Source organism: Escherichia sp. WS1450, from assembly GCF_046487395.1.
GTDB classification, from domain to species: Bacteria; Pseudomonadota; Gammaproteobacteria; order Enterobacterales; family Enterobacteriaceae; genus Escherichia; species Escherichia coli.
Map to the genome: position 1 here is coordinate 91,329 of NZ_JBJQJO010000016.1, position 26,585 is coordinate 117,913.

Sequence of the window (26,585 nt, forward strand, 5' to 3'; positions counted from 1 at the left end):
GTGACGAAACGAAATACCGCGTGACAGCCATCACGCGGCAGACATTTTATTTTTTCTCGACGACGGGACTTGCCTGATACCCGCCGCCCAGCGATTTCATCAACTGAATGCTTTGGATCACCCGGCGGCTGTCCAGCATCAGTAATGACATCTCCTCGGCAAGCACTGGCAACCGGGCTTCGGTGGCCTGTAAGCGGCTGGTTAAGCCGCGCTGATAGGCGGCCTCGGCAGCGCGCTGGGTGAAGCGCGTTGCTTCCACGCGTTCAGCCTGCATCTCTCGCTCGTCGTTGAGCGTTTGCAGACGCGTGCCGTTGACGGCAACGTCGCGCACCGCATTCAGCACTGACTGGTTGTAACGTTCAATCATCATGTTGCTGGCGGCGCGAGTGCCTTCGAGATTGGCATTCAACCGTCCACCGTCAAACAGCGGCAATTTCAGACCTGGGATAAAGTTGAACTGGCGACTGGTTTTTTTGAATAAGGTATCCAGGTGGATAGAATCCAGGCCGAAAAACGCTTTGATATCAAAGCTCGGGTAGAACAACGCCCGCGCGGAATCCACCTGATCTAATGACGCCTGAACATACCAGCGCATGGCTTGCAGATCCGGGCGTCTGGCGAGCAACTCATAAGAGAGTGTCGCCGGAATGCCGGTCTGGACTTGCGGTAATGCCACCGGTCTGATCTCCGGCATATCGCTGGCTCCCGCGCCAATCAATGCGCGCAGAGATTCTCGCGTTTCGGAGATTTGCCCTTTAACGGCAGCAATTTGTTTATCGACCGCCAGAATCTGTGCCCGCGCGCCGTGGAAAGGCACTTGCGCTTCCAGACCGTGCGCCACTTTACTCTGGTGCGCTTTTACCGCGTAATCAATCACATCGCGAGTTTGTTCTAACAGATCGAGCATCTGATAGCTGGCCTGCATACTGTAATAAAGCTGCGCTACGCCCGTGGTCAGCGATAGCTCTACTGCTGCGGTTTCTGCCAGCGCGGCATTATGCGCGCCAATGGCAGCGGCAACCGCTGAGCGATGCACACCCCACAAATCGAGATCCAGTCCGGCAAACAAACCTACTGTGGCTTCCGTATAGTACGGCCCGTCCATACCCAGTGCTGGCGCATCCATCGCATAAGGGCTTAAAAAGCCGTTCGCCGAGACACGTTGGCGGTTGAGCATCCCTAACGCTGCGACCTGTAATTGTGAACCGGCATCTAACAAATCGGCCTGCGACTGCGCTTTTTCTTCCCGCAGTTTCGCTTCGGCGAGGGTGTGTGAACCACTTAGCGTCCGTTGGATCAGCGCATCCAGCTGCGGGTCATTGAGTTGTTTCCACCACTGCGCCTGCGGCCAGCCGGAGCTGGCAAGATGAATATCATCGGCCAGTTTGATTTGTTCCGGTTTGAGCTGTTGATGAGGTGCAGAATCCTTACGTACCAGGGCACAGCCGGAAATCAGCGTCGTGCTGCCGAGAATGCTGCACAACAGCAGACGTGAAAGTTGACGATTGATCATTGCGTGGCTCCTTGTACCTGTTCCTTGGCGGGCGTTAATGCCGGGGCTGTCCAGTCTGGCAAGCGGGCGAAAAGCTGGCAGACGTGTTGTTCCTGTTTTAATAAGGTGGGCAGGATGGCCTGCGAGGCGGGTGTCTCTTCAAGCGTTATTTGAGGAGAACGGCTGAGTGCGGTTGCCAGACCGGCAGCGTATTTCTCCAGTGCGTCGGCAAACTGACCTGCTCTGTCCGGCTGTAGTGCGTTATCCAGCGCCTGCGCCGAGTTCCAGGTTGCATCCCAGGCGTGAAGAATATCGCGGCCCTGACGAATAACCGTTTGCGAACGTTCCATCAGTAAAGCGCGTTCTTCGCTGTCCAGTTGACGCTCCAGCGCCACGCGTTGGCACATCTCTTCACAGGCATTAAACGCCGCATGCAGACCTATACGAATTTGCAGATAAGTGCGTAGAGCCGTGACTTCCTGCTGGCGTGGGATCCGCATTACTTTACTCAACATACCCAGCGCGCCAGCCAGTTTTTGCGGCAGTGTGCGCGCTTCACTTTCAGGCCAGACAAAGGTGTAAATCACCGCGGACACCACGGTACCAATGATGATACCCAGGGCGCGATCGCGAATTTCCACCAGGTCGTACACCGGGCCAAAAACGTTTTCGAGCGTGGCGAGCGCGAAGGTGACCACCATCTGTGTGCCGATATAAGAAGAGCGTTCAGAGCTGGTGGCAATCCATGCGCCCAACAGGAAAATCGGTGCCAGCACAAATAGCAATTCGACAATATTGTCCAGCCAGGGCATGACCAGTAACGTGAATAACAGCGCCAGAATTGCACCGCAGAAGGCACCGCCAAAACGCAGCGCCATTTTCTGATACGACGAACCAACATTCGGGTTAGCGACGATCACGCAGGTCAGCATACAAGTGTGAATGCCTTCCCAGTCCACGCCGCTGTAGAAGGTGTAACAGATCAAACAGGCGAGCAGCGTTTTTACCGCGTAGCGCATATAGTCTGGATTGGTAAAAGCATCGGCGACCATTGATGGCGGTTTGGTGGCGGGCGTTGGCGGCGTATTCGGGTCCATCTGACCCAGTTGCAATAACGTCTGGCAGATATTCTCCAGGTTACATTCCCGTGCCGCCATTGCTTCACTTTCAGTGATCCGCCAGTCGCTTTGCCAGCACTGACCTTCGGCAATGGCATGCTGCAGTTTGTTGATTTCTGAGGCTAATTTTTGCCGAAATTCAATAATTGCCTGAGAATCAGCAAAAGAGGTGGGATCGTAGCGATTCAGCGTCGAGTAAATGTAGGTTACCGTTGCCACGCAGCTTTGCCACCATGCGCTCTGAGTTCGCCAGTTGGCATCGTCCGCGAGGCAAAAGACATTGAGTTTTTGCAGCGCCAGCGCCTCTCTTTCAATCCGCGTTTCGGGTAGCGGTGCGAGGCTGTCCGTCAGGTGGCTAATGGCATCATCAAGCCGATCATTAAGCGCCTGATGCATCTGCGTGATAGCGCGGCTGGGAAACCACAGCACGCCGATTAACGTCATCAATAACGTCGGGTAGAGGCCGACAACAATACACCACAGGGTTAAGCGCACGACCACTTCGGGATAGTCGAGCATGGCGGGGAAGGTTTGCCCGTAAATAGCGACAATGGCGACGGCGAAAAAGACCAGCCCCAACCGATGGGTGCGCATCAAAAACATACAGCCCATCAGGATCGGTCCGGCAATGATCAATCGGATCAACGGTTCGCCATATGACCATTTGTAGATCAAAAACAGGCTGGCGATTTCCAGCATCGTGGCGACCACAAACAAGATCGCGACAAATTTGGTGTAAAACGCGTTCGACTGAATACCGTAAAACAGCACTGCCAGTGATAACGCCACAAAAGGGATCTCAAAAGTCATCGAGATCAGAATCACCAGCAAGCAGCCTACCCAGAGTTGCATAGTCTGCGGCACGCGGCCTGGTCGCCGCTCGCTTAACTCTTCATGAAAGAACGCCAGCAGCCTGACCACCGGTAATGGCAGGGAGTTGAGCGCGCTCATTATTGCGGCTCAAGATTAGCGACTGCCGAAGCGCCGATGCGGAACATTTCCGGGTCAGGTTTATCAACCATGATTTTGACCGGAAAACGCTGGGCAACGCGGACCCAGTTAATAGAACGAGACACTTTCGGCAGGCCGCCCAGCACCAGGCCGCCGTCATCCGGTAGCACGCCGTAGCCAATCGAATCCACTTTACCCTCGAAGGTTTTGCCGCTGTCGCTCATCAGGCGAATGGTTGCGGGTGTACCTGAGCGAATATTTTTCAGATCAGTTTCGCGGAAGTTGGCGATCACGTACCAGTGACGAGTGTCGATTAGGGTGAAAATAGGGCGCATGGCAGAAGCAAATTGCCCGACGGAGGTTTTGAGGGAAATGACCCGGCCATCAAACGGCGCGCGAACGGTCGCCATTTCCAGATGCAGTTTCGTCAACGCAATATCCGCTTCCACTGCCGCACGCTGGGCAACTAATGCATCCACGCCGCTGACGGCGCTGGCGGCTGACTGCGCCTGCAACAATACGGCATTAAGATCGGCTTCTGCGGCGCGCTGCGCCGTTCTTGCACGGTCAACGTCTTCCGCTGAGACGAAACCTTCTTTCAGTAATGGCTCGGTGCGGCGTAATGTATCACTGGCCTGTTTCGCGGCGGCACGGGCTTTTTCTACCGTGGCATTAACCGAGTCGGCACCAAACTGTTGTGCGTCAACGCTACGCTGGGTGAGCATAATTTGCTTATCCAGCGCCGCGAGGGAGGCTTCGGCTTTCGCCAGATTGGCTTCGTACGGGCGCGGGTCGATGCGGAACAGCAAATCGCCCTGTTTCACCGCCTGGTTGTCGGTGACCGCCAGTTCTACAATGCGACCGCTGACTTCCGGCACCACATCAATGGTATCTGCTGACGCGTAGGCGTCATTAGTTGATGGCGCACTGTCTACGCGCCAGATAACGAAAACAAGGGCAACCAGCGCCAACGCAACCACTAACAGAGCAGGGAATTTACTGCGAGGAGCTTTTTTCGGCGTACTTTCCATGAGCGCGTCTCAAATAGATTAGAAAAATGCCAGCCAGAACAGCATGGCGTAGAGAGCAAAAAGGGCGGTATAAATAATTCCGACAAATGCCAGATTGATATTTGCCCGCTGAATAATTCGCCTCGTGATGAGCGTCAAAATAAGGCTGGCAATGGCGCAGAAAAACCAGCTGGGATAATAAGCGCCGATCACCGGGATTGCCGGAGATAATGAGCAACCCGAAACCATGAAGACGGGAATTATCCAGGCTGTTTTTTTGAGTTGCATCGCCATGCGAGAGAGAACTGTTGGCATATTAAATACATCCTGTCTGCTGCGAACAATATCTGTAGTGAATATCAATTTCCATTGAAGGCGTCAGTATGGCTATTTTCTCGATGAATAAAAATAGCTTTATTCAGCCACCGCATTCATAACTTATATATTTTATGAATTAATTTGTTGTATGTATTTTTAAAATAAATGCTTTTGGGGGCTTAAGCGCCCCCAAAAGTGAGAGGCATTAATTTGGGGTTACGATATTCACCCACAAATCGAAATTATCCAGACAGGCAATAATTTCTTCCAGTTTCGCGCCATTGCCAATAATTTTGGCTTTCTTCGCTTTTACCAGATCCGCAATTTTGGCTTGTCCGGTCAGCACGGCGTGAAGATCTTCACGGCTGATGTAGAAAGAGGCGTTGGCTTCAGGTTGCAGCGTTTTACGGTAGTTAAGCACGCTATCGTTCAGCGTCAGGTTGAGGTTATCGCCGTTGCTCATATTGAAGTTCAGGCTGATATTCTTACCTGCGGCTTTCGCGCTATCGAGGCGAACGGCCATAAAGTCGAACAGCATTTCGACCGACATCCCGCGAAGGGTGTCCGGGGAACCGGTGGAGCTGTGGCTGAACTTATGTACCCCTTCGCGCAGCTCTTTCGCGCCGGTCAGGTAGAAACCGCGCCAGGTGGCGGACTCAGCCTGATAGCCCAGCTGTTCAAAGTTATTCGCTTGCAGATTCTTCGCGACCTGGTCACCCGGGTTGGCGGCAATCACCTGTTTCAGCAGTTCTGCCGACCAGCGATAATCACCTTGCTTGTTCGCTTCTTTCGCCAGGTTAATAACGCGGGCAGAACCGCCCAGAGCCTGCACGTAACGTTTACCCATCTCCACCTGACCATACGGATGCAGGTTAGCCGGGTTACCGTCGTAATAGCCAAGATAGAAGTTATACACCGCGCGGGCGTTGTGGCTGACAGAACCGTAATAGCCGCGGCTGGCCCAGTTATTGGCAAGTGCAGGCGGCAGCTTAATCATGTCGCCGATTTCATTCATGGTGTAGCCCTGGTTCGCCAGGTGCAGGGTCTGGTCGTGAATGTACTTGATGGTATCGCGATATTTACCAATATAATCATTGATATGCTTATTGCCCCAGACCGGCCAGGTGTGAGGCATAAACAGTACTTCCGCGTCGTTACCCCACATATCCAGCGTTTCGTTCAGGTACTCGGTCCACTTGCTGGTATCGCGGGTTTTCGCGCCGCGCAGAGTGTAGAAGTTGTGCAGAGTATGCGTGGCGTTCTCGGCGGTACACAGGGCTTTCAGGGCCGGAATATAGAAGTGCATTTCGGCTGGTGCTTCGCTACCTGGGGTCATCAGGAAGTCAAACTCCAGGCCGTCGATAATCATCTTCTCGCCAGTTCTGACGATAGTTTTAGTCGGTGCAATAATGCTCGGGTCGCCGGTTGCCAGCGTCACGCCCAGGCCATTACCCACGTTGCCTTGCGCGTTGTGCGGCAGTAACAGACCGTAAGAGTAGAGCGCACGGCGGCTCATAATATTACCCGCCAGCACGTTTTCGCTGATGGCTTCGTCCATAAAGCCTGCCGGAGCGATCACCTGTACTTTGCCGGATTTAACATCCGCTTCAGAGATAATGCCTTTCACACCGCCATAATGGTCGGCGTGGCTGTGGGTGTAAATCACAGCAACAATCGGTTTTTGCGGACGATGCTGGAAGTAAAGGTCAAGTGCGGCTTTTGCGGCAGGCGGCGTCACCAGTGGGTCGATAACAATAATGCCTTTCTCGCCCTCAACGAATGTAATGTTAGAGATATCCTGGCCGCGCACCTGATACATTTTATCGGTGACTTTGAACAGGCCAGAAATGCCGTTGATCTGCGACTGACGCCACAGGCTGGGGTTTACGGTTTCCGGCGCAGCGGCATTAATATCAAATTTGTAATCATTCGCGCGGTAGTAAACTTTGCCGTTAGCATCACGCAGAATACCTTCATCCAGCAGCGGAGCGATAAATCCACGCTGGGCATCGTCAAAATCTTGACGATCGCTAAACGGTAATGATTTGGCGTAATTCTGATTAATCTGTTGGGTATATTGAGTGGCGGCTTTCGCTTCATCTGTTGCGTAAGCGGTATTTACCATCATGCCGCTGGCGGCAGTTAACGCAATAACAATCCTGCTCAAACGGAATAACCGAGAGTTATTCATATAAATCTCCATTTATCATTTGTGTCGTAAATATATAATCCATGCAAAATACGTCATTTAAAGCTGGCGTTATCATAATTGGGAAATTGCGACTTTAATAAGTGGAAGTGTGAGCGGAACGAGCCATTTTATTAGGCATTTGTGCTGAAGAGGGAAAATTACAGTAAAACTATCATTGCAGAAAATAATATGAGCCGTTTTATGTGTTTATTATATATATTGTACCTGTCGTTGGCACAGCGGGACATTGCGCTACTGTGCCAACGCTTTACTCATGGGGCTTTAGCACAGGACTGTGGCAAAAAATGTTGATGCGCCAATATTGCTGCACCCTGAGCGCCATTAAAGTCAGAAGATGAGGCGGCAATAAAGCGCACGACCTGATGCGGCAGTGGACGGCGCAGGTACTTTTGGGTCATGGCAATGAGAGTCTCGCGTGGGAAGGCGGGCATATCCATCACGCCACCGCCCAGAATCACCGCATCGGGATCGAACAGATTAATGCTGGTGGCAATGGCCCGTGCCGCGTTTTCAAGCAGACTCTGGACGAAAGGGGCGTTTTCCGCATGGACGAAAAGATCGCGCAATGGGTAATTTCGGGGCTGTTGTTCGTACCAGCGTCTTAGCGCCATTCCAGAGCAATTGGTTTCCAGGCACCCAGGATTGCCACACGCGCAGTGTTGGGTCATATCTCCCAGGGGGATATGACCCAGTTCGCCTGCCACACCGTGTGCACCCGTCCACGGCGCACCGTTCATCCACACTGCGAACCCCATCCCCGTACCGAGATAGGCCGCCAGAACCAGTTGTTGCGTAAGGCGGTTTTCTACTACGTCCCAGGAGAGTTGCAGGTTAACGTCGCGGGAAAACTCAACCGGACAATTCAGCGTATTTTCGAGCTTATCGGCGAGATCATATAAATCCGCCGCTGTTAACGGCAGGTTAGGCGCAGAAATAATGGTGCGTTTATCTTTACTGACCAGCGCCGGAAATCCCATCACCAGACCATGACAGCGAGCGTTAAAGCGCCTGAGTTGCTCGTCAATCATTTCGCCGATACCCGACACCAGGCCGGGAGCAATGACTTCTGCGGTCCGCTTTTTTTCGCAGTGTAGCGTTTCACCTTCTGCTGTCCGCAGACAAAAGCGGATATGCGTTGCCCCCATATCCACGCCCGCTACGACGTTATGCTGTTTTTGCATGAGGCTGTACCTCGCTTTTTGCAGCCAGAATCTGCGCGGCCATAATTCTCCATGCTTCGTCGATATTTTCCGCATGATTAAACAGGCCGGAAGTGCCGACGATAAAGACATCCGCCCCTGCCGCCATCAGTTTTTCGTAAGTTGCCTGGTTGCAGGAACCGTCCACCTCAATTTCGTACTCCAGACCTTCTCGTTCACGCCATGCCTTCAGTTCGGCAAGTTTATCCAGCATTTCAGGAATGAACGGTTGTCCGGCAAAGCCGGGATCCACAGTCATGACCGTAATTTTATCGGCCTTATGGATATAGTATTTCATGGCCTCAACTGGCGTCTCCGGGTTAAGGATCAGCCCCACTTTCATGTCATGACGGCGGATTTCATCAATCAGGCGGAACGCCTGGCCGTTGATGGTTTCCGGATGCAGAGTGATGAAATCAGCTCCCGCACGCGCCAGTTGAGCAATGTAATCCTGCGGCCGCGTCACCATCAGATGACAGTCGAGCGGTTTAGTTGCCAGTTTTTTAACCTGACTTACGAAGAACGGTGAGAGTGTTAGATTGGGAACAAAGTGACCGTCCATGATATCGATGTGAAAGTAATCGGCATGGCTGTCGATAAATTCGATCTGTTCTTTAAATTTCAGCAGATCCATACACATTAACGAGGGGGAGATTTTCATGTTCAATTCCTTACTTACTGATAAGACGGTCAAGGGCGACAGCCGCGATAATTAATCCGCCCATCACCACCAGTTGGTAATAGGTTTGTACCTGCAAAATATTCAGACCGTTGTTGATGGTGCCGATGATCAACCCGCCAATCACCACAGAGAAAATGCGCCCCTTGCCGCCGAAGAAACTGGTGCCGCCAATGATGGCGCTGGCAATGGCATAGGTTTCAAAACCCATACCGGCAAGCGGTTCTGCGGCACCGAGTCGTGCAGTTGAGACGACGCCTGCCAGACCTGCACAAACACCGGAGATGATAAACACCACCAGGATGTGGAATTTCACGTCAATCCCGGAATAGAACGCCGAGTTTTTGTTGCCGCCCAGTGCGTAGATGTTGCGCCCGAGCCGCATACGCGTTGTCAGAAACCAAAGGATGAGCGCGACAATTAGCGAGAAGATAACGGGGACAGGTATCCCAATTACGCTGGCGGCAAAGAAGTTCACGAAGTCAAATGAAAAGCCGTATACCGAGTTGGCATCAGAGATCACCAGCGTGATCCCACGGAAAATCGCGTTGGTGCCAAGGGTGATAATGAACGGGTGTAGCCCCGTCCAGTTGACCAGGCAGCCGTTGATCGCCCCCAGTGCGCCGCCAACCAGTACACCGCCAATCATCGCTGCGAGAAACGGGTCAACACCTGCCAACATCAGTTTGGCGGTCACCATACCGGAAAGCGCCAGAATCGCGCCAACCGAGAGGTCGATACCAGCGACCAGGATAGCGAAAAACTCGCCCATGCCGATCAATACCGTCACGGAGCTTTGAACAAAAATCTGGGTAATATTATTGGTGGTCAGAAAATATTCTGGTGACAGCGAACCAAAGATGGCGACGATGATCGCCAGGATAAAAAAGGTGCCGTATTTATCCCAGAACAGCGCAAAGTTGAACGGTTTCTTCTCGCTCGCTTCGCTTTTTACTCTTGTGGTAAAGCCCATGCCATAATCTCCTCTTCGCTCATGTCATCGCGATTCGTCAGGATTTGCGTCAGTCGTCCTTCGCAGAACACGGCGATGCGGTCGCAGACGGTGATAATTTCAGGTAGTTCAGATGACACCATCAGGATGACTTTTCCGTCGTCCGCCAGTTGGCGCATCACTTTGTAAATTTCGGCTTTCGCGCCAACGTCGATGCCGCGGGTAGGTTCATCGAAAATAATCACTTCCGGACAACAGCACAGCCATTTGGAGATCAGTACTTTCTGCTGATTCCCCCCGGAGAGTTCGGTGATATTCTGGTTTATCGAATGACATTTCAGCGCCAGCAGTTCGCGTTGATTTTCAGCGGTACGTTGCTCGTCAACTTCATGAAACAAACCCATCGCGCCTTTATAGCCGCCGTCTTTCAGACTGCGGCTGATCGCCATGTTCTGAGCGATGGAAAAGTTGGGGAAAAAACCGTTATCCCGGCGGCTTTCAGTGATGTAAGCCATCCCTTTTTTCACGGCATCCAGGGGGGAACGTGGAGAGATATCTTTGCCATTAAGACGGATTTCTCCGCCAGCGCGTTTATCAACGCCAAACAGGCAATTCATCAGTTCAGTACGTCCGGAACCGACCAGCCCGGCAAAGCCTAATATTTCTCCCCGGCAGACGCTAAATGAGATATCCCGGACCTTTTTTCTGTCACGGCTGGTGACGTTCCGCACCTCAAAAACCGTTTCGTGCGCAAGGTTGCTGACATTCTCCTTCATCGCGTTAAAACGGTTTTGCAGTTCGCGGCCTACCATCAGACGGACGATATCGTCATTTGATACATCGCTCACCATGCCGCTGCAAACGCTGCTGCCGTCTTTCATCACCGTATAGCGGTCGCAAATACGGCGAATTTCCGCCAACTTATGCGAGATATAGACGATGGCCGTACCCTCTTTACGCAACTGATTCATGATCAGAAACAGATAGTCCACCTCTTTATTGGTGAGTGAGGAGGTGGGTTCATCCATGATGATGACTTTGGCATCGAGCATCAGCGTTTTGGCAATTTCCAGCATCTGCTTGTGGCTGATAGATAAATTCGCCACTTTCTCATCTAAATCAACTTTCAAGCCCACGCGTAATAACATCATGGCGGCGCGGACACGCATTTCTCGCCAGTCGATAATATTGACGCCACAGATTTTTTTCGTCAGATGACGACCAATATATAAATTTTCCAGTACGGTTAATTCATCAATAACGCTGAGTTCTTGATAAATAATCCCGATGCCGAGTTGTGCCGCTAATTTATGATCCAGCTTGTTATAGTTAATGTTATTAATGGTAATGGTGCCTTTGGTCGGCTCATGTATTCCGGATAAAACTTTCATTAGCGTGGATTTACCCGCGCCATTTTCTCCTAGTAATGCATGTATTTCACCAGGATAAACCGTTAAATTAACCGACTTTAATGCGTGAACCGGACCAAAGGACTTGCCGATCCCCGCCATCGATATATATGGCGTGGCCATAAATAACCTCTCTGCACGAAATATCGTATTATTGCCTGATGGCTACATTTATCAGGTCTACGTTCAGGTTATTTTGTTGGCCGGATAAGACACTTCATTAGCATCATCATCCGGCATCATTCAGTTTTATTGAGTGACCAGGATTGAATCGACCAGTTTAAATTCCGGTGCTTTATCCAGCGGGATAACCTTGCCGGATTTCTCAGCGTCAACCATCAGCTTCAGACCCGTTGCGCCAATATCTGCCGGGTTCTGGGCAACCGTCGCGGTCATTTGTCCGGCTTCCACCATTTTGCGGGCTTCCGGAATTCCATCTGTACCGACGACCAATATTTTGCCCGTTTTTCCGGCGTTTGCGACTGCCTGAGCAACACCCATTCCCATCGTGTCATTCGCGCAATAGATCGCTTTAATATTCGGATTACGTTGCAACACGTTAGTGGCGACATCCAGTGCTTTAATGCGGTCCCAGTCGGCGGGCTGGCTGGCGACAAGCTTGATCTGGCTTGCTTTTTTGAAGGCTTCGGTGGCACCATTACGACGCGCTTCACCGGAGGCGTTACCGGCTTTACCCTCAATGATTGCGACTTCACCCCCTTCAGCGCCCAATTTGTCAATAATGAACGACGCGCCTTTCGCCCCGACAGCAACGTTATCGGTGGTGACAAAACCTTCCACATTGCCGCCAGCTTTTTTCAGATTATCCATGTCGATTTTTTCATCGAGATTAACCAGATAAATGCCTTTTTTCCATGCGCGGGCGACAGGCATGACCAGATTCACTGAGGATAATGGAGCGAAGGCGATACCTTTGTAATTTTTATTACTGAGATCTTCAAATAACTGCAATTGAGATTGAAAATCGCCTTCTGAAGGAGAGGCAAAAATATCAACGCTGACGCCCAGTGTTTTTGCTTCATCTTCAATGCCTTTTTTCATATCTACCCAAAATGGGTTGGAGAGTGTTTTCAATACGACAGCATATTCGGCGGCAGCAAAAGCGCTGGTTGACAACATTAAGCCCACGAGTGTGCCGCTGAAATATTTCAGATATTTATTCATAATAATGTTCTCACGGTAAGGGGACAGGTAACTCCGCGATGGCGGAATTACCTTTTTCTTATTTCAGCGCGCCTGGTGAGAAGAAATCAACAATTGCGCCGGTTTTTTGCATATTAATATTAGCTTGTTCAATGTTGAGCTGGGCGACAGAAACAAAAAAAGCGTCCAGCAAAGTTAGTTGTAATATTCTTGCCGAGGCATTACGACCTAATAACGGCGTTTCCGGGGCTGGTGAGCAAATAATATAATCGGCCAGTTTCGCTATTGGTGAATGGTAGCTATGCGTTATACAAATAATCTTTGCCCCGTTCTTTTTTGCCAGTTCTACGGCCGCTTTTACATCACTGGTTCGCCCGGAATGGGTCACTACCAGCACAACATCTCCTTCCTGTAACAACGAAGCGGACATCATCATGATGTGAGCGTCCGGATAGACCTGACAGCGTACGCCAATGCGCAAGAACTTGTGCTGTACATCAGCACAGATAGCATTTGATCCTCCGGCACCGTACAAATCCCGCTGTCTGGCCTGATAGAAAAAGCGAGCGGCACGGTGGATCTCATCAACGTTGACGATCGACTGACCTTCCATAATGGTGCGTAAAGTGATGTTAAATACCTTATTCACCACATCCTGCGGCGCTTCATCAAAAGCCAACTCGGAAGGCAATACCTGTTCTGACTGAGAAAAATAATCTTCCAACGCACTGCGTAAGTTACGAAAGCCGCTAAACCCCAGCAGCTTTGATACCTTAACTATCATCGCTTCAGATACCGCCAGAGCTTCTGCGACATCTTTAATTGCGGGTGCACAACTCAGGTTACCGGGTTTGAGTAACCACTCCACGATGCGGCTTTCATTTTCTGTCATTCCTTCCTGCTTCATTCGCAGGTAAGGCGCTAACCCTATACCGTTCGGAAGCGCTGAATCAAACTCTGACTGGCTCATCACGTTCTCTTGTCCTTGAATTGAAGACGCCACTATATCACCACAGCAAGAACAGAAAAGATGCTGGCGACTTCACAAAAAAATAAAATTTATAAAGTTTATTTTATTGTGAACAATGGAGAGTGGCTTAAAATTTTATTTCATTCAATTACTTTAAAAACATGATGTTATTTGTTTTTCTGGTTTTTTAGATGATAGATGTTGCTGGATGGTGAGTGTCTTTAACGCTATTGCGCTGTCAGATGTAACTCTGTAAAACAGATCAGGAAGGCGGGTTTCATCGATTTTGGGTGTTTTTAATTCATTTACATCACAAATGTTTTTTGATTGTGAAGTTTTGCACGGGCGGGGAAGATGAATGAAAAAGATTGCATTTGGCTGTGATCATGTCGGTTTCATTTTAAAACATGAAATAGTGGCACATTTAGTTGAGCGTGGCGTTGAAGTGATTGATAAAGGAACCTGGTCGTCAGAGCGTACTGATTATCCGCATTACGCCAGTCAAGTCGCACTGGCTGTTGCTGGCGGAGAGGTTGATGGCGGGATTTTGATTTGTGGTACTGGCGTCGGTATTTCGATAGCGGCGAACAAGTTTGCCGGAATTCGCGCGGTCGTCTGTAGCGAACCTTATTCCGCGCAACTTTCGCGGCAGCATAACGACACCAACGTGCTGGCTTTTGGTTCACGAGTGGTTGGCCTCGAACTGGCAAAAATGATTGTGGATGCGTGGCTGGGCGCACAGTACGAAGGCGGTCGTCATCAACAACGCGTGGAGGCGATTACGGCAATAGAGCAGCGGAGAAATTGAGATTCATCCACTACTTGCATGGATGAGTAATGACTAATGTGGATAGAGTTTCTTTTTTGAGGTTGGCTAATGAAACGCTTTCCGCTATTTCTTTTATTCACCCTGCTCACGCTGTCCACCGTTCCGGCCCAGGCCGATATTATCGACGACACCATTGGCAATATTCAGCAGGCGATTAACGATGCTTATAACCCTGACCGTGGGCGAGACTATGAAGATTCGCGCGACGACGGCTGGCAGCGTGAAGTGAACGACGATCGGCGCAGACAATATGACGATCGCCGCCGCCAGTTTGAAGATCGCCGCAGGCATCTGGACGATCGCCAGCGCCAGCTGGATCAGGAGCGTCGGCAGCTAGAAGATGAAGAGCGGAGAATGGAAGATGAGTATGGGCGGTGATGTTGAGTCTAGAGCAGGCATCGCCCCTCACCCATCACTCCACCCCAATCTCCATCCCATCAAACCCCGCCTCAAACCCCGACGGCAGTACGTTCTCCATCAGCCACGCATCAAACTGGTGGCTGATATGCGTCAGAATCACGCGCGGCGAGCAGATAACCTCATTCAGCGCCAGCACGGTGTTTAAATCACAGTGATTACGCGGTGCATCCTCGCGCGGCGGGTGGCTGCAATCAATCACCATTACCTGCGGCTGATTATTGCGTAAAAATTTCAGCGTTTTTTCCGGTAGGCCAGCGGTGTCAGACAGCCACGCCACCCGGCTGTGTGCCGTTTCCAGCAGATAACCGAAGGTCAGTTTTGAGTGGTTGAGCGGCAGGGGCGTGACCTGTAACCCCTGTAAATCAAACACCACAAACGGTTCCATCGTGTGGCTGAAATCAAGCAGGCCCGGATGTTTAAACAGATCGTCGCAGCCCTGTTCATCCGGCGGGCCGTAGATCGGGATCGAATCGCCCACGCCCCAGCGCAGCGGAAACAGCCCCTGCACGTGATCCATATGGTAGTGCGTCAGCAAAAACTGCTGGAACGATCCGGGCGACCAGCGATCGGCGAGATCGTGCAGCCCGGCGTCGATCAGGGTGATCGCGTCGTTAAACTTCACGACGCCGCTACATGGCTGGCGGCGATACTGCGGTGAGCGCCGCGCTCTGACGCAGGCCACGCACTCACAGCCCCATGCGGGAACGCCCTGTGCGCCGCCAGTGCCAGTAAGTGTGAGGGTCAGGCTCATGTTACAGCGCCTTGGTGAAGCGGAAGTGGCTCTGCTCGTAGCCTTCGCGCAGATAGAAACGGTGCGCGTCGTGGCGCTTGACGTTGGTGGAAAGCTCGGTCATTTCTGCCCCGGCCTGGCGGGCTTCTTCTTCTGCCCATGCCAGTAATTTACTGCCGATGTTCAGACCGCGCGCCTGCGGCATCACCACCAGTTCCTGAATTTCGCCGATCCAGTTGACATGATGCAGATGAAACTGCAAATGCAGGCCGATCATGCCGACAACTTCGCCATCCAGCAGCGCCAAATGGTAGCGCATGTTCGGGTCGCGTAGGTTAGCGTTAAAGCCCACGCGAAACGCGTGATGGTCAAACTCCGCCTGTTTTAGCTCACAAATCAGCGCGTAAACCGCGTCGGTGTCGTACTGCGTAGCCGGGCGAAGCTCACAAGCAGGCATGGTGTTTCTCCTTCTGATGAATCAGCGTCAGCAGCTTGTCGACCGACTGGCGCAGGCTGCCGTCATTATTGAGCGTAAGACAATCCTGAGGAGTATAGCGGGCAGCGCGTGCTAGTCGGGCGTTAATTTCACTGGCATTTTCACGACCACGGTTTTCCAGGCGCTGGCGCAGGATCTCTGGCGAAACCTGTAAACAAACGGGCAGCAGCGCCGATTGATAGCGCGCCCGCGCCTGCGGCAGATGGGCGCGTGAGCCGTTGACCAGCACGTCAAATCCAGCGTGCAGCCAGAGATCAATCTCGACGCCGATGCCATAATACAGGCCGTTGGCGTGCCAGCTTAAGGCCAGAAGGTTCTGCCCCGCGCGGGTAAAAAACTCCTGCTCGCTCAGGGCGATATGGTTTTCACTTCCGGCGCTGGCGGCGCGCGTGATGTAGCGATGCGCTACCAGTAGCTGAGTTTGTTCCCGCTGGCGGAGTTCCGTCAACAGACTGTCTTTTCCGGAGCCAGAGGCCCCCATTAACCAAATCAGTTTTCCCGTCATCAGAACACCCTTTTACCCTGACGCCAGACGTGGTCGATATGAATGTGGTTGCCCTTGCGATGCGCCAGCACCAGGTCGGCGCGTTTGCCCTCGCCAATCACTCCGCGATCCTGAAGATTAAGCGCCTGCGCCGGATTTTTAGTCACCAGCTTCACCGCCTGCGGCAGCGTAAAGCGGTTGCTCTCGTCATCGGCGACGCGAAATGCCGCATCGAGCAGGCTGGCGGGGTAGTAGTCGGAAGAGAGGATATCCAGCAGGCCAAGCTGCGCCAGTTCACTGGCCGCCACGTTGCCGGAGTGCGAACCTCCGCGCACGATATTCGGCGCGCCCATCAGCACGTTCATGCCATGCTTGCGCGAGGCTTGTGCCGCTTCGAACGTGGTGGGAAATTCGGCGATCACGCTGCCAAGCTGGTGGGATTCGGCAACGTGGGCGTGCGTGGCGTCATCGTGGCTGGCGAGCGCAATGTGTCGCGCGCGGCACATTGCGGCGATGGTTTCGCGATTTGGCTGCGACCAGCGTGCGGCGAGCGCCAATTGCTCTTCTTCGTACTGCTGCATCTGCGCATCGGTGAGGGAATATTTGCCCTGATAATATTCGCGATACTTCTCGCGATTGGCGAACTGGCGCTGGCCCGGCGAGTGGTCCATCAGCGATACCAGCGTCACCGGTTCGCGCTGCACCAGTTTTTCAAACAGCGGCAACGTGGTGTGGTGCGGCAGTTCGCAGCGCAGGTGCAGGCGGTGCTCGGCGCGGTTGACGCCGCGTTTCTGCGTCTCTTCGATGGCGTTGATCATCTTCTCCAGATTCTCCAGCCGATCGCCGCCGTCGCGCACATCACCAATCGCCACGGCGTCCAGTACGGTGGTGATGCCGCTTGCCACCATCAGCGCGTCGTGGCTGCTCATCGCCGAATGGGCGGGCCAGTCGACTTTCGGGCGCGGGGTGAAGAATTTATCGAGGTTGTCGGTATGCAGCTCAATCAGTCCGGGCAGTAGCCAGCCACCTTCGCCGTCCATCGCTTCCGGCTGGCGGCTCTGGCTTTCGGCAAAGGCGCGAATTTCGCCATCCTGTACTTCCAGTGAACCGTGCACCACTTCATTTTCCAGCACCAGTTTGACGTTATTGATAATCATGAAGAGGCTCCCATCGGGTGCAGGCGGTCGGCGACGTCATTGCGTACGGCTTCGTCATGGAAGATACCGACGATGGCTGCGCCACGGGCTTTAGCTTCGAGAATTAGTTCCACCACCGCGGCGCTGTTTTTGGCGTCCAGCGAGGCGGTAGGTTCGTCGAGCAGCAGAATGGGGTAGTCGACGATAAAGCCACGGGCGATGTTGACGCGCTGCTGTTCGCCGCCGGAGAAGGTCGATGGTGCAAGGTGCCACAGGCGTTCAGGCACGTTCAGGCGCGTCAGTAATCGGGCGGCTTTAGCGGCGCAGGCTTCACGCGGTACGCCGGTATCGAGCAGAGGCTGCATCACCACTTCCAGTGCCGAAATACGCGGGATGACGCGCAGAAACTGGCTCACCCAGCCGATGGTGGTTTTGCGGATCTCCACCACTTTGCGGGCTGGCGCGGTGACCAGGTCTACCCATTCCTCACCGTGTTTGATCTGGATTTGCCCTTCGTCGGGCAGATAGTTGGCGTACAGCGAGCGCAGCAGGGTTGATTTTCCGCTGCCGGAGTGGCCGTGAAGCACCACGCATTCGCCTGCGTTGACGGTGAGCGAGGCACGTTGTAAGACGGGCAGGCGCACGCCGTTTTGTTGGTGCAGGATGAAGGTTTTACTGACGTTTTGTACGTTAATCATTTTTCGCCTCGTGGTTCGGGTGTCGGATGCGACGCTGACGCGTCTTATCCGACCTACGGGGAGCGCATTTGTCGGCCGGATAAGGCGTTTACGCCGTATCCAGCACTGGCTCAATTCTGCAAAACCGATGACACCAGCAACTGGGTGTACGGGTGGTGCGGGTCGTCGAGCACGCGGTCGGTTAACCCACTCTCCACCACTTGCCCCTGTTTCATCACCAGCAAACGGTCCGCCAGCAGGCGGGCGACGCCCAGATCGTGGGTGACAATCACCACCGCCAGATTCAGCTCCACCACCAGACCGCGCAGCAGATCGAGCAGGCGCGCCTGTACCGATACATCCAGCCCGCCGGTCGGTTCATCCATAAACACCAGCTTCGGATGCGTCACCAGGTTGCGGGCAATCTGCAAACGCTGCTGCATGCCGCCGGAAAAGGTGGTTGGCAGGTCGTCGATCCGGTTAGCGGGAATCTCCACCTCTTCCAGCCACTTCTGCGCGGTGGCGCGAATATCGCCGTAATGACGCGCCCCGGTCGCCATCAGCCGCTCGCCGATATTGCCGCCTGCCGACACCTGGCGGCGCAGGCCGTCGAGTGGATGCTGATGCACCACGCCCCATTCGGTGCGCAGCAGGCGACGGCGGTCGGCCTCGCTCATGCCATAGAGGGAACGGTTTTCATAGTGAATCTCCCCTTGCTGCGGCGTCAGACGCGCGGAAATTGATTTCAGCAGCGTGGTCTTCCCGGAGCCGGATTCCCCGACGATGCCCAGCACTTCCCCCGGCCATAAATCAAAAGAGACATCGCTAAAGCCTTTGCCCGGCGCGTAAAGGTGGGTCAGGTTATTGACCGAAAGTAACGGTTGATTCATTGGTTTTTTGCCTCGCTCTGTTGGCGGCAATAATCGGTATCGGAGCAGACAAACATGCGGTTTCCGGCGTCATCCAGCACCACTTCGTCGAGATAGCTGTGGGTCGATCCGCAGATGGCGCATGGCTCATCCCACTGCTGAACGGTGAACGGGTGATCGTCGAAATCGAGGCTTTCCACGCGGGTAAACGGCGGCACCGCATAGATGCGCTTCTCGCGTCCTGCGCCGAACAGCTGCAGGGCGGGCATCATGTCCATTTTTGGGTTATCGAATTTCGGGATCGGCGACGGGTCCATCACGTAGCGCCCGTTCACCTTCACCGGATAGGCATAGGTGGTGGCGATATGACCGAAGCGGGCGATATCTTCATACAGTTTCACCTGCATCACGCCGTACTCCTCCAGCGCGTGCATAGTGCGGGTTTCCGTTTCGCGCGGCTCGATAAAGCGCAGCGGTTCCGGGATTGGCACCTGGAAGATAATGATCTGATCTTCGGTCAGCGGCGTTTCGGGGATGCGGTGACGCGTCTGGATAAGCGTCGCATCGTCCGTACGTTCAGTGGTGTTTACCCCGGTCACGCGCTTAAAGAAGTTGCGAATCGACACGGCGTTGGTGGTGTCATCCGCACCCTGGTCAATCACCTTCAACACGTCGCTTTCGCCAATCACGCTGGCGGTAAGCTGGATACCACCAGTTCCCCAGCCGTACGGCATCGGCATCTCGCGCCCGCCAAAAGGTACCTGATAACCGGGGATCGCTACCGCTTTTAAGATGGCGCGGCGGATCATGCGTTTGGTCTGCTCGTCGAGGTAGGCAAAGTTGTAGCCGCTCAGATTAGCCATGGTTCTGCTCCTGTTGCAGACGTTTGAGTAGCTCCAGTTCGGCCTGGAAATCGACGTAGTGCGGGAGTTTAAGGTGCGAGACAAAGCCTGCGGCTTCGACGTTGTCGGCATGCGCCAGCACGAACTCTTCATCCTGCGCCGGGCCTGTCGCGTGCTCGCCGTACTCCGGAGCCTGCAATGCACGGTCAACCAGCGCCATCGCCATCGCTTTGCGCTCGCTCATGCCGAACACCAGCCCGTAGCCGCGCGTGAAGTGCGGCGGCTCATCCGGCGGGTCGATAAAACCGTTGACCATTTCACATTCGGTCATCAGCAGTTCGCCGACGTTCACCGCAAATCCCAGCTCTTCCGGCACAATCGACACGTCGATATAGCCGCTGCGGATTTCGCCTGCGAACGGATGATTGCGTCCGTAACCACGCTGGGTGGAGTAGGCCAGCGCCAGCAAATAGCCTTCGTCGCCGCGCATTAATTGTTGCAGGCGGGAGGAGCGTGAGCAGGGGTAAACCGGCGGCGTGCGGGTGATGTCGTCCGGCTGTGCGCCGCTATCTTCTTCAAACTTCGCCAGCCCCTGACGCGCCAGCAGGCTGAAAACGTGCGGCGACGGCTGTTGTTCGCTGTCGGCTGTGGTCAGCGTCGGCGCTTCGCCGTTTGCCAGCAGGGTGAAATCGAGCAGGCGGTGGGTGTAGTCGTAGGTTGGGCCAAGCAGCTGGCCGCCGGGAATATCTTTATACACCGCTGAAATACGCCGTTCGAGACGCATCCCGGTGGTGTCGAGCGGCTCGCTTACCGCAAGCTTCGCCAGCGTGGTACGGTAGGCGCGCAGCAGGAAAATTGCTTCGACGTTATCGCCGCTGGCCTGTTTCAGCGCCAGCGCCGCCAGTTCGCGGTCGGCAATGCCGCCTTCGGTCATCACGCGATCTACCGCGAGGTTAAGCTGCTGTTCAATCTGGGCGACGCTCAGTTCAGGCAAATCGGTATTGCCCCGGCGTCGGCTCTCTTGCAGGGCGTGGGCGGCGTCGATCGCCTTCTCGCCCCCTTTCACGGCAACGTACATCAGCACACCTCCACATGAGTGGTTCGCGGGATAGCCAGCAGCCGCTCGCCGCAGGTCAGGATCAGGTCGATGCCGAGCGGGAACGGGTGCGGGCGCTCGGTAAGTTCGTGCAGAATGCACTCCGGCAGCTGCGGGGCGATCATTCGTTCTTCGGCAATACCCGCGCCAGTAAGGCGCAGCATGCGCCCGCCGCTCAGGCTGGCGACCTGTAAAATCAGCGTCGCGCCCGCTTCCGGCGCAACAGCGGTGCCGCTGGAAAGAGCGTTGAGCTGTTCGCTGGAAATCGCCTCATCCGTTACCGCGAAGGTCGCCTGTTCCGGCTGGCTGACCAGCGGCGTGTTGGTATGAAAACGCAGGCTCTGGCTGACGATATCGTTACTTAATGGCGCAGAAAGCCACACCGGCGTGTCGTTATCGGCCAGTGTCAGCAGCACGCTGGTGGTGGCGATATTCAGCGGCTGCCAGCCGCGTTTGAGCTGATGCAGGGCGACAATCACGCCCGGCTCGCTCATGGCCTTTAACAGGCGACGAAAACTGTGCTGGGCATCCTGCACGGGAAGCATAAAAGCGGTTTCCAGGGTCATGCGTTGTCTCCGCGAACCATCGTAAAGAAGTCGACCCGGCTGGCGTTTACTTCGGCCTGGCGTGCGGCAATGCGTGCCATACGGTCAGCGTCCAGCGGGGCAATAAGAGTTTCTGATAAGTTTTGAAAGTGGCGAGATTGCTGCATCAGCGCGTCGATCAGCGCGCAGCGTTCGGCGTGCTGTTTGTCGCGCCCCAGCACCCAGCTGTAGCCGAGCGTGCCGTCAGTCAGGCGGACGGCGGCGCGGGTGAGCGTGGCGTCGCCAGCAAAAAAGCGTTCGCCGGTGCCGCCCATTCGAGCCTGAATCTGCACCAGGCCAGTTTCGGCAGTGCGGATTACTTCATAGTCGGCAGTGATGTTCAGCGCCTTCAGGCGGGCTGCCAGTTCCGCCGGTTGGCTGTGTGCCAGTACGGACATCCAGTGCTGGCGGGTCGCGGTATCTGCGTGCATTCAGTGCTCCATAGTGAATTCAATCATGTCGGCGCGCGTCAGGCTGACGGAGTACTCCGCCGGGCTGCTTTCACCGTCACGGTGGTTAAGGGTGCGCACGCACAGCAGCGGCGACATATTCGGGATTTCAAGACGCTGGCACTCTTTGGCCTGGGCGCGGCGGGCGCTGATCCGCGTCTGGCTGCGGCGCAGCGCAATCCCCATTTGCTCGCGCAGAAAATCGTGCAGCGAGCCGCTGTCGAAGCGTTGCAGCGTCGGCCAGAGGGTGAGGTCCGCAAAGTAGTGGTCGATTAAACAGAGCGCGACGCCGTTGACCCGGCGCAGGGTGCGCAGGTGGATAACGTTCTCGCCCTCGGTTATCCCCAGCGCGTCAGCGACGTGACCGGAGGCCGGGCGCAGCACAGACAGCAGTTTTTCGCTGGTGGGATGGCTGCCCTGATCCAGCAGGTTCTGGCTAAAACGCGCCTGGGCGTTGAGCGGGTAATCGAACGGGCGCATCAGCACCAGCACGCCGACGCCCTGACGGCGCTGTACCCAGCCTTTTTCCACCAGTTGGTCGATGGCGCGGCGCAGGGTGTGGCGGTTCACCTCAAAGCGCGCCGCCAGTTGCTGCTCGGCGGGAAGATAGTCGCCGCAGCGGTAGTGTTGACGAAGCTCCTGCTCAAGTTTTGCGGCTATCTCCTGATAGCGTGTTGGGTAGCTGGTCGGATGTGTAGACAAGTGCATAGATATCAATGCCTCGCTTATCAGATAAAGTGCTTACGCAACCGTTGAGAGAGGAAATCCAGCAGGCTGACCGTGACGATAATCAGCACCATCAGGGCGCAGGTTTGCTGGAACTGGAAACCGCGAATCGCTTCCCACAGGGTGACGCCGATCCCGCCCGCGCCGACCATGCCAACAACGGTGGCCGAACGGACGTTGGATTCGAAGCGATAGAGGGAGTAGGAGATCAGCAGCGGCATCACCTGCGGCAGCACGCCGTAGAGGATCTCTTCGAGCTTGTTGGCACCGGTGGCGCGAATACCTTCCACCGGGCCGGGTTCAATTGCTTCTACCGCTTCGGAAAGCAGTTTGGAGAGCACGCCGGTGGTGTGGATAAACAGCGCCAGTACGCCAGCGAACGGACCGAGACCGACGGCGACCACGAACAGCATGGCGAAGACCATCTCGTTAATGGCGCGGCAGGCGTCCATCAGGCGGCGAACGGGTTGGTAAACCCACCACGGCACCAGGTTTTCGGCGCTCATCAGGCCAAAGGGGATGGAGAGAACCACCGCCAGCGCGGTGCCCCAGACGGCGATTTGCAGCGTGACGGCCATTTCGGTGAGGTAATCCTGCCACTGGCTGAAATCGGGCGGGAAGAAGTCGGCAGCGAACGTCGCCATGTTGCCGCCGTCTTTAATCAGCGTGAGCGGGGCCATTTCCGCGCCCTGCCACGAGACGACCAGCACGGCGAGAACAATGGCCCAGCTCAGAAGCGAGAACCAGCTGCGCTTGGTTGGGGCGATGGTGATGGTTTGCATGTTTGGCTCCGTTTAATGTTTTCTCCCTCTCCCTGTGGGAGAGGGCCGGGGTGAGGGCATCAGCGTGCGCATTTTCCCCTCATCCTAACCCTCTCCCTCAAGGGAGAGGGGACCGATCGAGCACATTACTGCACCGCTTTACTCACCGAACTCATCGCGCTTAACGCGTTGTTCAGGCGGTCCAGGTCATCCAGTTGCGCCTGAATGGCGCTGGTTTTTGCCAGCTTGTCCTGCTCATTCAGCCCTTTATTGCCTTTCACGCCCTGCATCTCTTTAAACAGCGCGAGCTGGCGAATCGGCACCAGTTGCAGGTCGCTGGAGGCGCGGAACGGGGCCCAGCCCAGGCGTTCCAGCACCGCTTTCTCTTCCGGCGTTTTGCCGTAATTCATAAAGAAGTCGTAGATCTTGTCTTTGGTGGTTTCGGAAAGATTCTTGCGCCAGACGATCGGATCGCCTGGGATCAGCGGCGACTTCCAGATCACCTTCAGTTCTTTGAGCTTCTCTGGCGCGGAGGTTTTCAGCTTGTCGAGGTTTTCGGTGTTGTTGGTCGCCACATCCACCTGCTTGTTGGCGACGGCCAGCGCGTTGGTTTCATGCCCGGCGTTGACGGTGCGCTTGAAGTCGCTGGCGGAGATATTGTTTTTGGCGAAGACGTAGTAGCCGGGGACGAGGAAGCCAGAGGTGGAGTTAGGATCGCCATTGCCGAAGGTGAGATCTTTACGCTTCGCCAGCAGATCGTTCAGGTTGTTGATCGGACTGTCTTTGTTGACGATCAACACGCTCCAGTAACCCGGCGATCCATCCGCTGCGACCGTCTGGGCGAAGACCTGACCGTTGGCGCGATCCACCGCTTCCATCGCCGACAGATTGCCGTACCAGGCGATATCCACTTTATTGAAGCGCATCCCCTGGATAATGCCCGCGTAGTCCGGGGCAAAGAAGGCGTTGACCTTTACGCCCAGCTTCTTCTCCATATCCTGTAAGAACGGCGTCCATTGCGGTTTCAGGTTTTGCTGTGATTCCGTTGAAATAATGCCGAAATTCAGCGCCTTTTCCTGCTCTTCGGCGTGCGCCGGGCTTAACAGGGTGCTGAGGCTGAACATGCTGGTGAAGGCCAGCGAGGCAATTATCTTAGCGTTCATTCGTTTTCCTCAATGATGGGGATGTCAGGCAGCTTTCGCGTTCTCTTCGACGCGGTTGATGCTGCGATAGAGATGATCAAAGCGTTCGTTATCAAACTGTTGGCTGCTGCCGTCGTAGAAGACATGCCCCTGGCGCAGGGCGACGATGCGTTCGCAGTAGCGCAGGGCGTAATCCACCTGATGCAGCGTGACGACCACGGTAATGCCGTCGTTCTGGTTGATGTCGCGCAGGGTGTCCATCACGATGCGCGCTGATTCCGGGTCCAGCGAGGCGATGGGTTCGTCCGCCAGAATCACCTTCGCCTGCTGCATCAGCGCGCGGGCAATCGCCACACGCTGCTGTTGCCCGCCGGAGAGGGTGGAAACGCGCTGATGGGCAAAATGCACCATGCCAACGCGGGTCAGCGCCTGTAACGCGCGCTGTTTCTGCTCGCGGGTGAAGTAGCTAAAACAGGTGCGCCAGAATGGCGTGCTGCCGAGCGCGCCAATCAGCACGTTCTCCAGTACGCTCAGGCGATTCACCAGGTTGAATTGTTGGAAGATGTAGCCGGTGTTGGCGCGGCTTTTGCGGATATCGCGGGCCAGGCGGCCTTCGCGCTGGACTGTGCGGCCCAGCAGCTCGATATGGCTACCGGCAGATTTATCGCCGGTAATCAAACCGCTTAAGTGACGTAAAAGGGTGGATTTGCCGGAACCCGACGGCCCAAGCAGAGCCACCATTTCACCGTGATGAATGTTCAGATCAACCGCGTGCAGCGCCTGATGCTGATTGAAGGTTTTGGCGAGCTTCTCGACACGGATAATCGTTTGCATGATGCAGCCTCCCTAAAAAAGTGGCTCCATCGTGGCGGATTATTGTGACGATTTGGTTAATTAAAAGTGACTAACAGATGAAGAGTTAACGGGAATTCGATGACAGTGCGGGAGGGCGGGCCTCCCGGCGGATTATTGCGTTGGTTGTTGTTTGACGACATTAATCATCCACGGTACGCCAAATTTATCGGTGACTTTGCCGAAGCCATGCGCCCAGAAAGTTTCCTGCCAGGCCATTTCGATTTTTCCGTTGGCGGCAAGATTGTCAAACCAGCGTTTCCCTTCTTCGACCTGTTGCGAATCGAGCACTAACGTAAAGCCGGAGTAGCTGGCTTTTCCTGACGGTATAGCATCGCTCATCATGATATCGCTTCCGGCAATGCGCACATTGGCGTGGGCGATGGCGGTATCGGGAAATTGCATTCCGGAAGGGCAGTTCTCGGCGCTGTCCTGCGCTGATTTTGGCATTTCGCCGAAGCTGATTTTATAGATCAGTTCAGCGCCCAACGTACGTTGATAATAAGCAATTGCGTCGGCACAGTTACCGGCAAAAGAGAGGTAGGGACTTAACGGCATGATGGTGACCTCAGTTAAGAGAAGCCAGTTAAGTGTAGTTCGAAATTTATACAGATGAGAGGGAAGCCTGATAAGACGCGGTCAGCGTCGCATCAGGCAGTCGGCATCGTTGCCGGATGCGGCGCGAGCGCCTTATCCGGCCTACGGAGGGTGCGGGAATTTGTAGGCCTGATAAGACGCGCAAGCGTCGCATCAGGCAGTCGGCATTGTTGCCGGATGCGGCGTAAACGCCTTATCCGGCCTACGGAGGGTGCGGGAATTTGTAGGCCTGATAAGACGCGCAAGCGTCGCATCAGGCAGTCGGCACCGTTGCCGGATGCGGCGTAAACGCCTTATCCGGCCTACGGATGGTGCGGGAATTTGTAGGCCTGATAAGACGCGCAAGCGTCGCATCAGGCAGTCGGCACCGTTGCCGGATGCGGCGTAAACGCCTTATCCGGCCTACGGATGGTGCGGGAAT

General features: G+C 54.6%; 28 protein-coding genes. 2 read left to right on the forward strand and 26 right to left on the reverse strand.

What is annotated here, in order from left to right; all coding sequences use genetic code 11:
* Positions 1-46: 46 nt before the first annotated feature.
* The 11 genes from mdtP to alsR form a co-directional block, all read right to left on the reverse strand.
* Complete coding sequence (gene mdtP / locus ACJHYR_RS18155) at positions 47-1,513, reverse strand: multidrug efflux transporter outer membrane subunit MdtP (RefSeq protein WP_000610563.1); 1,467 nt, start codon at positions 1,511-1,513, stop codon at positions 47-49.
* Positions 1,510-3,561: a multidrug efflux transporter permease subunit MdtO gene (gene mdtO / locus ACJHYR_RS18160; protein WP_001545108.1), complete on the reverse strand. Its 2,052-nt coding sequence runs from the start codon at positions 3,559-3,561 to the stop codon at positions 1,510-1,512. Before mdtO ends, mdtP begins: the two co-directional genes overlap by 4 nt.
* Positions 3,561-4,592, reverse strand: coding sequence for a multidrug efflux transporter periplasmic adaptor subunit MdtN (mdtN, locus tag ACJHYR_RS18165; RefSeq protein WP_000446360.1), 1,032 nt, complete (start codon positions 4,590-4,592; stop codon positions 3,561-3,563). The genes mdtO and mdtN overlap by 1 nt, the downstream gene beginning before the upstream one ends.
* An 18-nt stretch (positions 4,593-4,610) precedes the next feature.
* A complete protein-coding gene (locus ACJHYR_RS18170; RefSeq protein ID WP_001305715.1) occupies positions 4,611-4,886 on the reverse strand; it encodes a YtcA family lipoprotein in 276 nt (91 codons plus the stop codon).
* Between the two features lie 208 nt (positions 4,887-5,094).
* Positions 5,095-7,080 carry an alkyl sulfatase YjcS gene (yjcS, locus tag ACJHYR_RS18175; protein WP_001305714.1) on the reverse strand — a complete coding sequence of 662 codons (1,986 nt, stop codon included), beginning with the start codon at positions 7,078-7,080 and terminating at the stop codon, positions 5,095-5,097.
* A 272-nt stretch (positions 7,081-7,352) separates the two neighbouring features.
* Positions 7,353-8,282 (reverse strand): allose kinase, encoded by a 930-nt coding sequence (gene alsK / locus ACJHYR_RS18180; protein WP_001171685.1) that lies wholly within the window; start codon positions 8,280-8,282, stop codon positions 7,353-7,355.
* On the reverse strand, positions 8,266-8,961 hold the full coding sequence (gene alsE / locus ACJHYR_RS18185) for a D-allulose-6-phosphate 3-epimerase (RefSeq protein WP_001305713.1): 696 nt from the start codon (positions 8,959-8,961) through the stop codon (positions 8,266-8,268). Before alsE ends, alsK begins: the two co-directional genes overlap by 17 nt.
* A 10-nt stretch (positions 8,962-8,971) precedes the next feature.
* Positions 8,972-9,952, reverse strand: coding sequence for a D-allose ABC transporter permease (gene alsC, locus ACJHYR_RS18190; protein WP_000507106.1), 981 nt, complete (start codon positions 9,950-9,952; stop codon positions 8,972-8,974).
* On the reverse strand, positions 9,931-11,463 hold the full coding sequence (alsA, locus tag ACJHYR_RS18195; protein WP_000235248.1) for a D-allose ABC transporter ATP-binding protein AlsA: 1,533 nt from the start codon (positions 11,461-11,463) through the stop codon (positions 9,931-9,933). Before alsA ends, alsC begins: the two co-directional genes overlap by 22 nt.
* Before the next feature lie 126 nt (positions 11,464-11,589).
* Complete coding sequence (alsB, locus tag ACJHYR_RS18200; RefSeq protein ID WP_001046190.1) at positions 11,590-12,525, reverse strand: D-allose transporter substrate-binding protein; 936 nt, start codon at positions 12,523-12,525, stop codon at positions 11,590-11,592.
* Between the two features lie 58 nt (positions 12,526-12,583).
* The gene (alsR, locus tag ACJHYR_RS18205) at positions 12,584-13,474 is read right to left on the reverse strand and encodes a D-allose utilization transcriptional regulator AlsR (RefSeq protein ID WP_072837431.1); all 891 of its coding nucleotides are present in this window, start codon (positions 13,472-13,474) and stop codon (positions 12,584-12,586) included.
* A 358-nt stretch (positions 13,475-13,832) separates the two neighbouring features.
* Between alsR and rpiB the strand changes: the two genes are divergently transcribed.
* Together rpiB and yjdP are read left to right on the forward strand one after the other, a co-directional pair.
* A complete protein-coding gene (gene rpiB / locus ACJHYR_RS18210; protein WP_000716794.1) occupies positions 13,833-14,282 on the forward strand; it encodes a bifunctional allose-6-phosphate isomerase/ribose-5-phosphate isomerase RpiB in 450 nt (149 codons plus the stop codon).
* A gap of 69 nt (positions 14,283-14,351) precedes the next feature.
* Entirely contained in the window at positions 14,352-14,681 is a 330-nt protein-coding gene (gene yjdP, locus ACJHYR_RS18215; protein ID WP_000819738.1) for a DDRRRQL repeat protein YjdP, read from the forward strand.
* 34 nt (positions 14,682-14,715) lie between these two features.
* Here yjdP and phnP read toward each other — a convergent pair whose 3' ends face one another.
* The 15 genes from phnP to yjdN all read right to left on the reverse strand — a co-directional run bounded on the left by phnP (position 14,716) and on the right by yjdN (position 26,125).
* Complete coding sequence (phnP, locus tag ACJHYR_RS18220) at positions 14,716-15,474, reverse strand: phosphonate metabolism protein PhnP (protein ID WP_000059954.1); 759 nt, start codon at positions 15,472-15,474, stop codon at positions 14,716-14,718.
* A gap of 1 nt (position 15,475) precedes the next feature.
* Positions 15,476-15,910, reverse strand: a complete 435-nt coding sequence (phnO, locus tag ACJHYR_RS18225; RefSeq protein WP_001110486.1) for an aminoalkylphosphonate N-acetyltransferase — start codon at positions 15,908-15,910, stop codon at positions 15,476-15,478.
* Positions 15,897-16,454, reverse strand: a complete 558-nt coding sequence (gene phnN / locus ACJHYR_RS18230; RefSeq protein WP_000145983.1) for a ribose 1,5-bisphosphokinase — start codon at positions 16,452-16,454, stop codon at positions 15,897-15,899. The genes phnO and phnN overlap by 14 nt, the downstream gene beginning before the upstream one ends.
* Positions 16,454-17,590, reverse strand: coding sequence for an alpha-D-ribose 1-methylphosphonate 5-triphosphate diphosphatase (gene phnM / locus ACJHYR_RS18235; protein WP_000586311.1), 1,137 nt, complete (start codon positions 17,588-17,590; stop codon positions 16,454-16,456). The genes phnN and phnM overlap by 1 nt, the downstream gene beginning before the upstream one ends.
* Positions 17,587-18,267 carry a phosphonate C-P lyase system protein PhnL gene (gene phnL / locus ACJHYR_RS18240; protein WP_000611434.1) on the reverse strand — a complete coding sequence of 227 codons (681 nt, stop codon included), beginning with the start codon at positions 18,265-18,267 and terminating at the stop codon, positions 17,587-17,589. Before phnL ends, phnM begins: the two co-directional genes overlap by 4 nt.
* Positions 18,268-18,377: 110 nt before the next feature.
* Positions 18,378-19,136: a phosphonate C-P lyase system protein PhnK gene (gene phnK, locus ACJHYR_RS18245; protein WP_001075518.1), complete on the reverse strand. Its 759-nt coding sequence runs from the start codon at positions 19,134-19,136 to the stop codon at positions 18,378-18,380.
* The gene (gene phnJ, locus ACJHYR_RS18250) at positions 19,133-19,978 is read right to left on the reverse strand and encodes an alpha-D-ribose 1-methylphosphonate 5-phosphate C-P-lyase PhnJ (RefSeq protein ID WP_000002283.1); all 846 of its coding nucleotides are present in this window, start codon (positions 19,976-19,978) and stop codon (positions 19,133-19,135) included. The genes phnK and phnJ overlap by 4 nt, the downstream gene beginning before the upstream one ends.
* On the reverse strand, positions 19,971-21,035 hold the full coding sequence (gene phnI, locus ACJHYR_RS18255; RefSeq protein ID WP_001305710.1) for an alpha-D-ribose 1-methylphosphonate 5-triphosphate synthase subunit PhnI: 1,065 nt from the start codon (positions 21,033-21,035) through the stop codon (positions 19,971-19,973). Before phnI ends, phnJ begins: the two co-directional genes overlap by 8 nt.
* Positions 21,035-21,619 (reverse strand): phosphonate C-P lyase system protein PhnH, encoded by a 585-nt coding sequence (phnH, locus tag ACJHYR_RS18260; protein ID WP_000171627.1) that lies wholly within the window; start codon positions 21,617-21,619, stop codon positions 21,035-21,037. Before phnH ends, phnI begins: the two co-directional genes overlap by 1 nt.
* Entirely contained in the window at positions 21,616-22,068 is a 453-nt protein-coding gene (phnG, locus tag ACJHYR_RS18265; protein ID WP_000542776.1) for a phosphonate C-P lyase system protein PhnG, read from the reverse strand. Before phnG ends, phnH begins: the two co-directional genes overlap by 4 nt.
* Positions 22,069-22,794 (reverse strand): phosphonate metabolism transcriptional regulator PhnF, encoded by a 726-nt coding sequence (gene phnF, locus ACJHYR_RS18270; RefSeq protein WP_001309142.1) that lies wholly within the window; start codon positions 22,792-22,794, stop codon positions 22,069-22,071. It lies immediately after the preceding gene.
* Positions 22,795-22,814: 20 nt separating this feature from the next.
* Positions 22,815-23,594, reverse strand: coding sequence for a phosphonate ABC transporter, permease protein PhnE (gene phnE, locus ACJHYR_RS18275; RefSeq protein ID WP_001193512.1), 780 nt, complete (start codon positions 23,592-23,594; stop codon positions 22,815-22,817).
* Positions 23,595-23,719: 125 nt separating this feature from the next.
* Positions 23,720-24,736, reverse strand: a complete 1,017-nt coding sequence (phnD, locus tag ACJHYR_RS18280) for a phosphonate ABC transporter substrate-binding protein (RefSeq protein ID WP_000991995.1) — start codon at positions 24,734-24,736, stop codon at positions 23,720-23,722.
* A gap of 24 nt (positions 24,737-24,760) precedes the next feature.
* Positions 24,761-25,549 carry a phosphonate ABC transporter ATP-binding protein gene (phnC, locus tag ACJHYR_RS18285; protein ID WP_001193403.1) on the reverse strand — a complete coding sequence of 263 codons (789 nt, stop codon included), beginning with the start codon at positions 25,547-25,549 and terminating at the stop codon, positions 24,761-24,763.
* Between the two features lie 132 nt (positions 25,550-25,681).
* Entirely contained in the window at positions 25,682-26,125 is a 444-nt protein-coding gene (yjdN, locus tag ACJHYR_RS18290) for a VOC family metalloprotein YjdN (protein ID WP_001131311.1), read from the reverse strand.
* Positions 26,126-26,585: the final 460 nt, after the last annotated feature.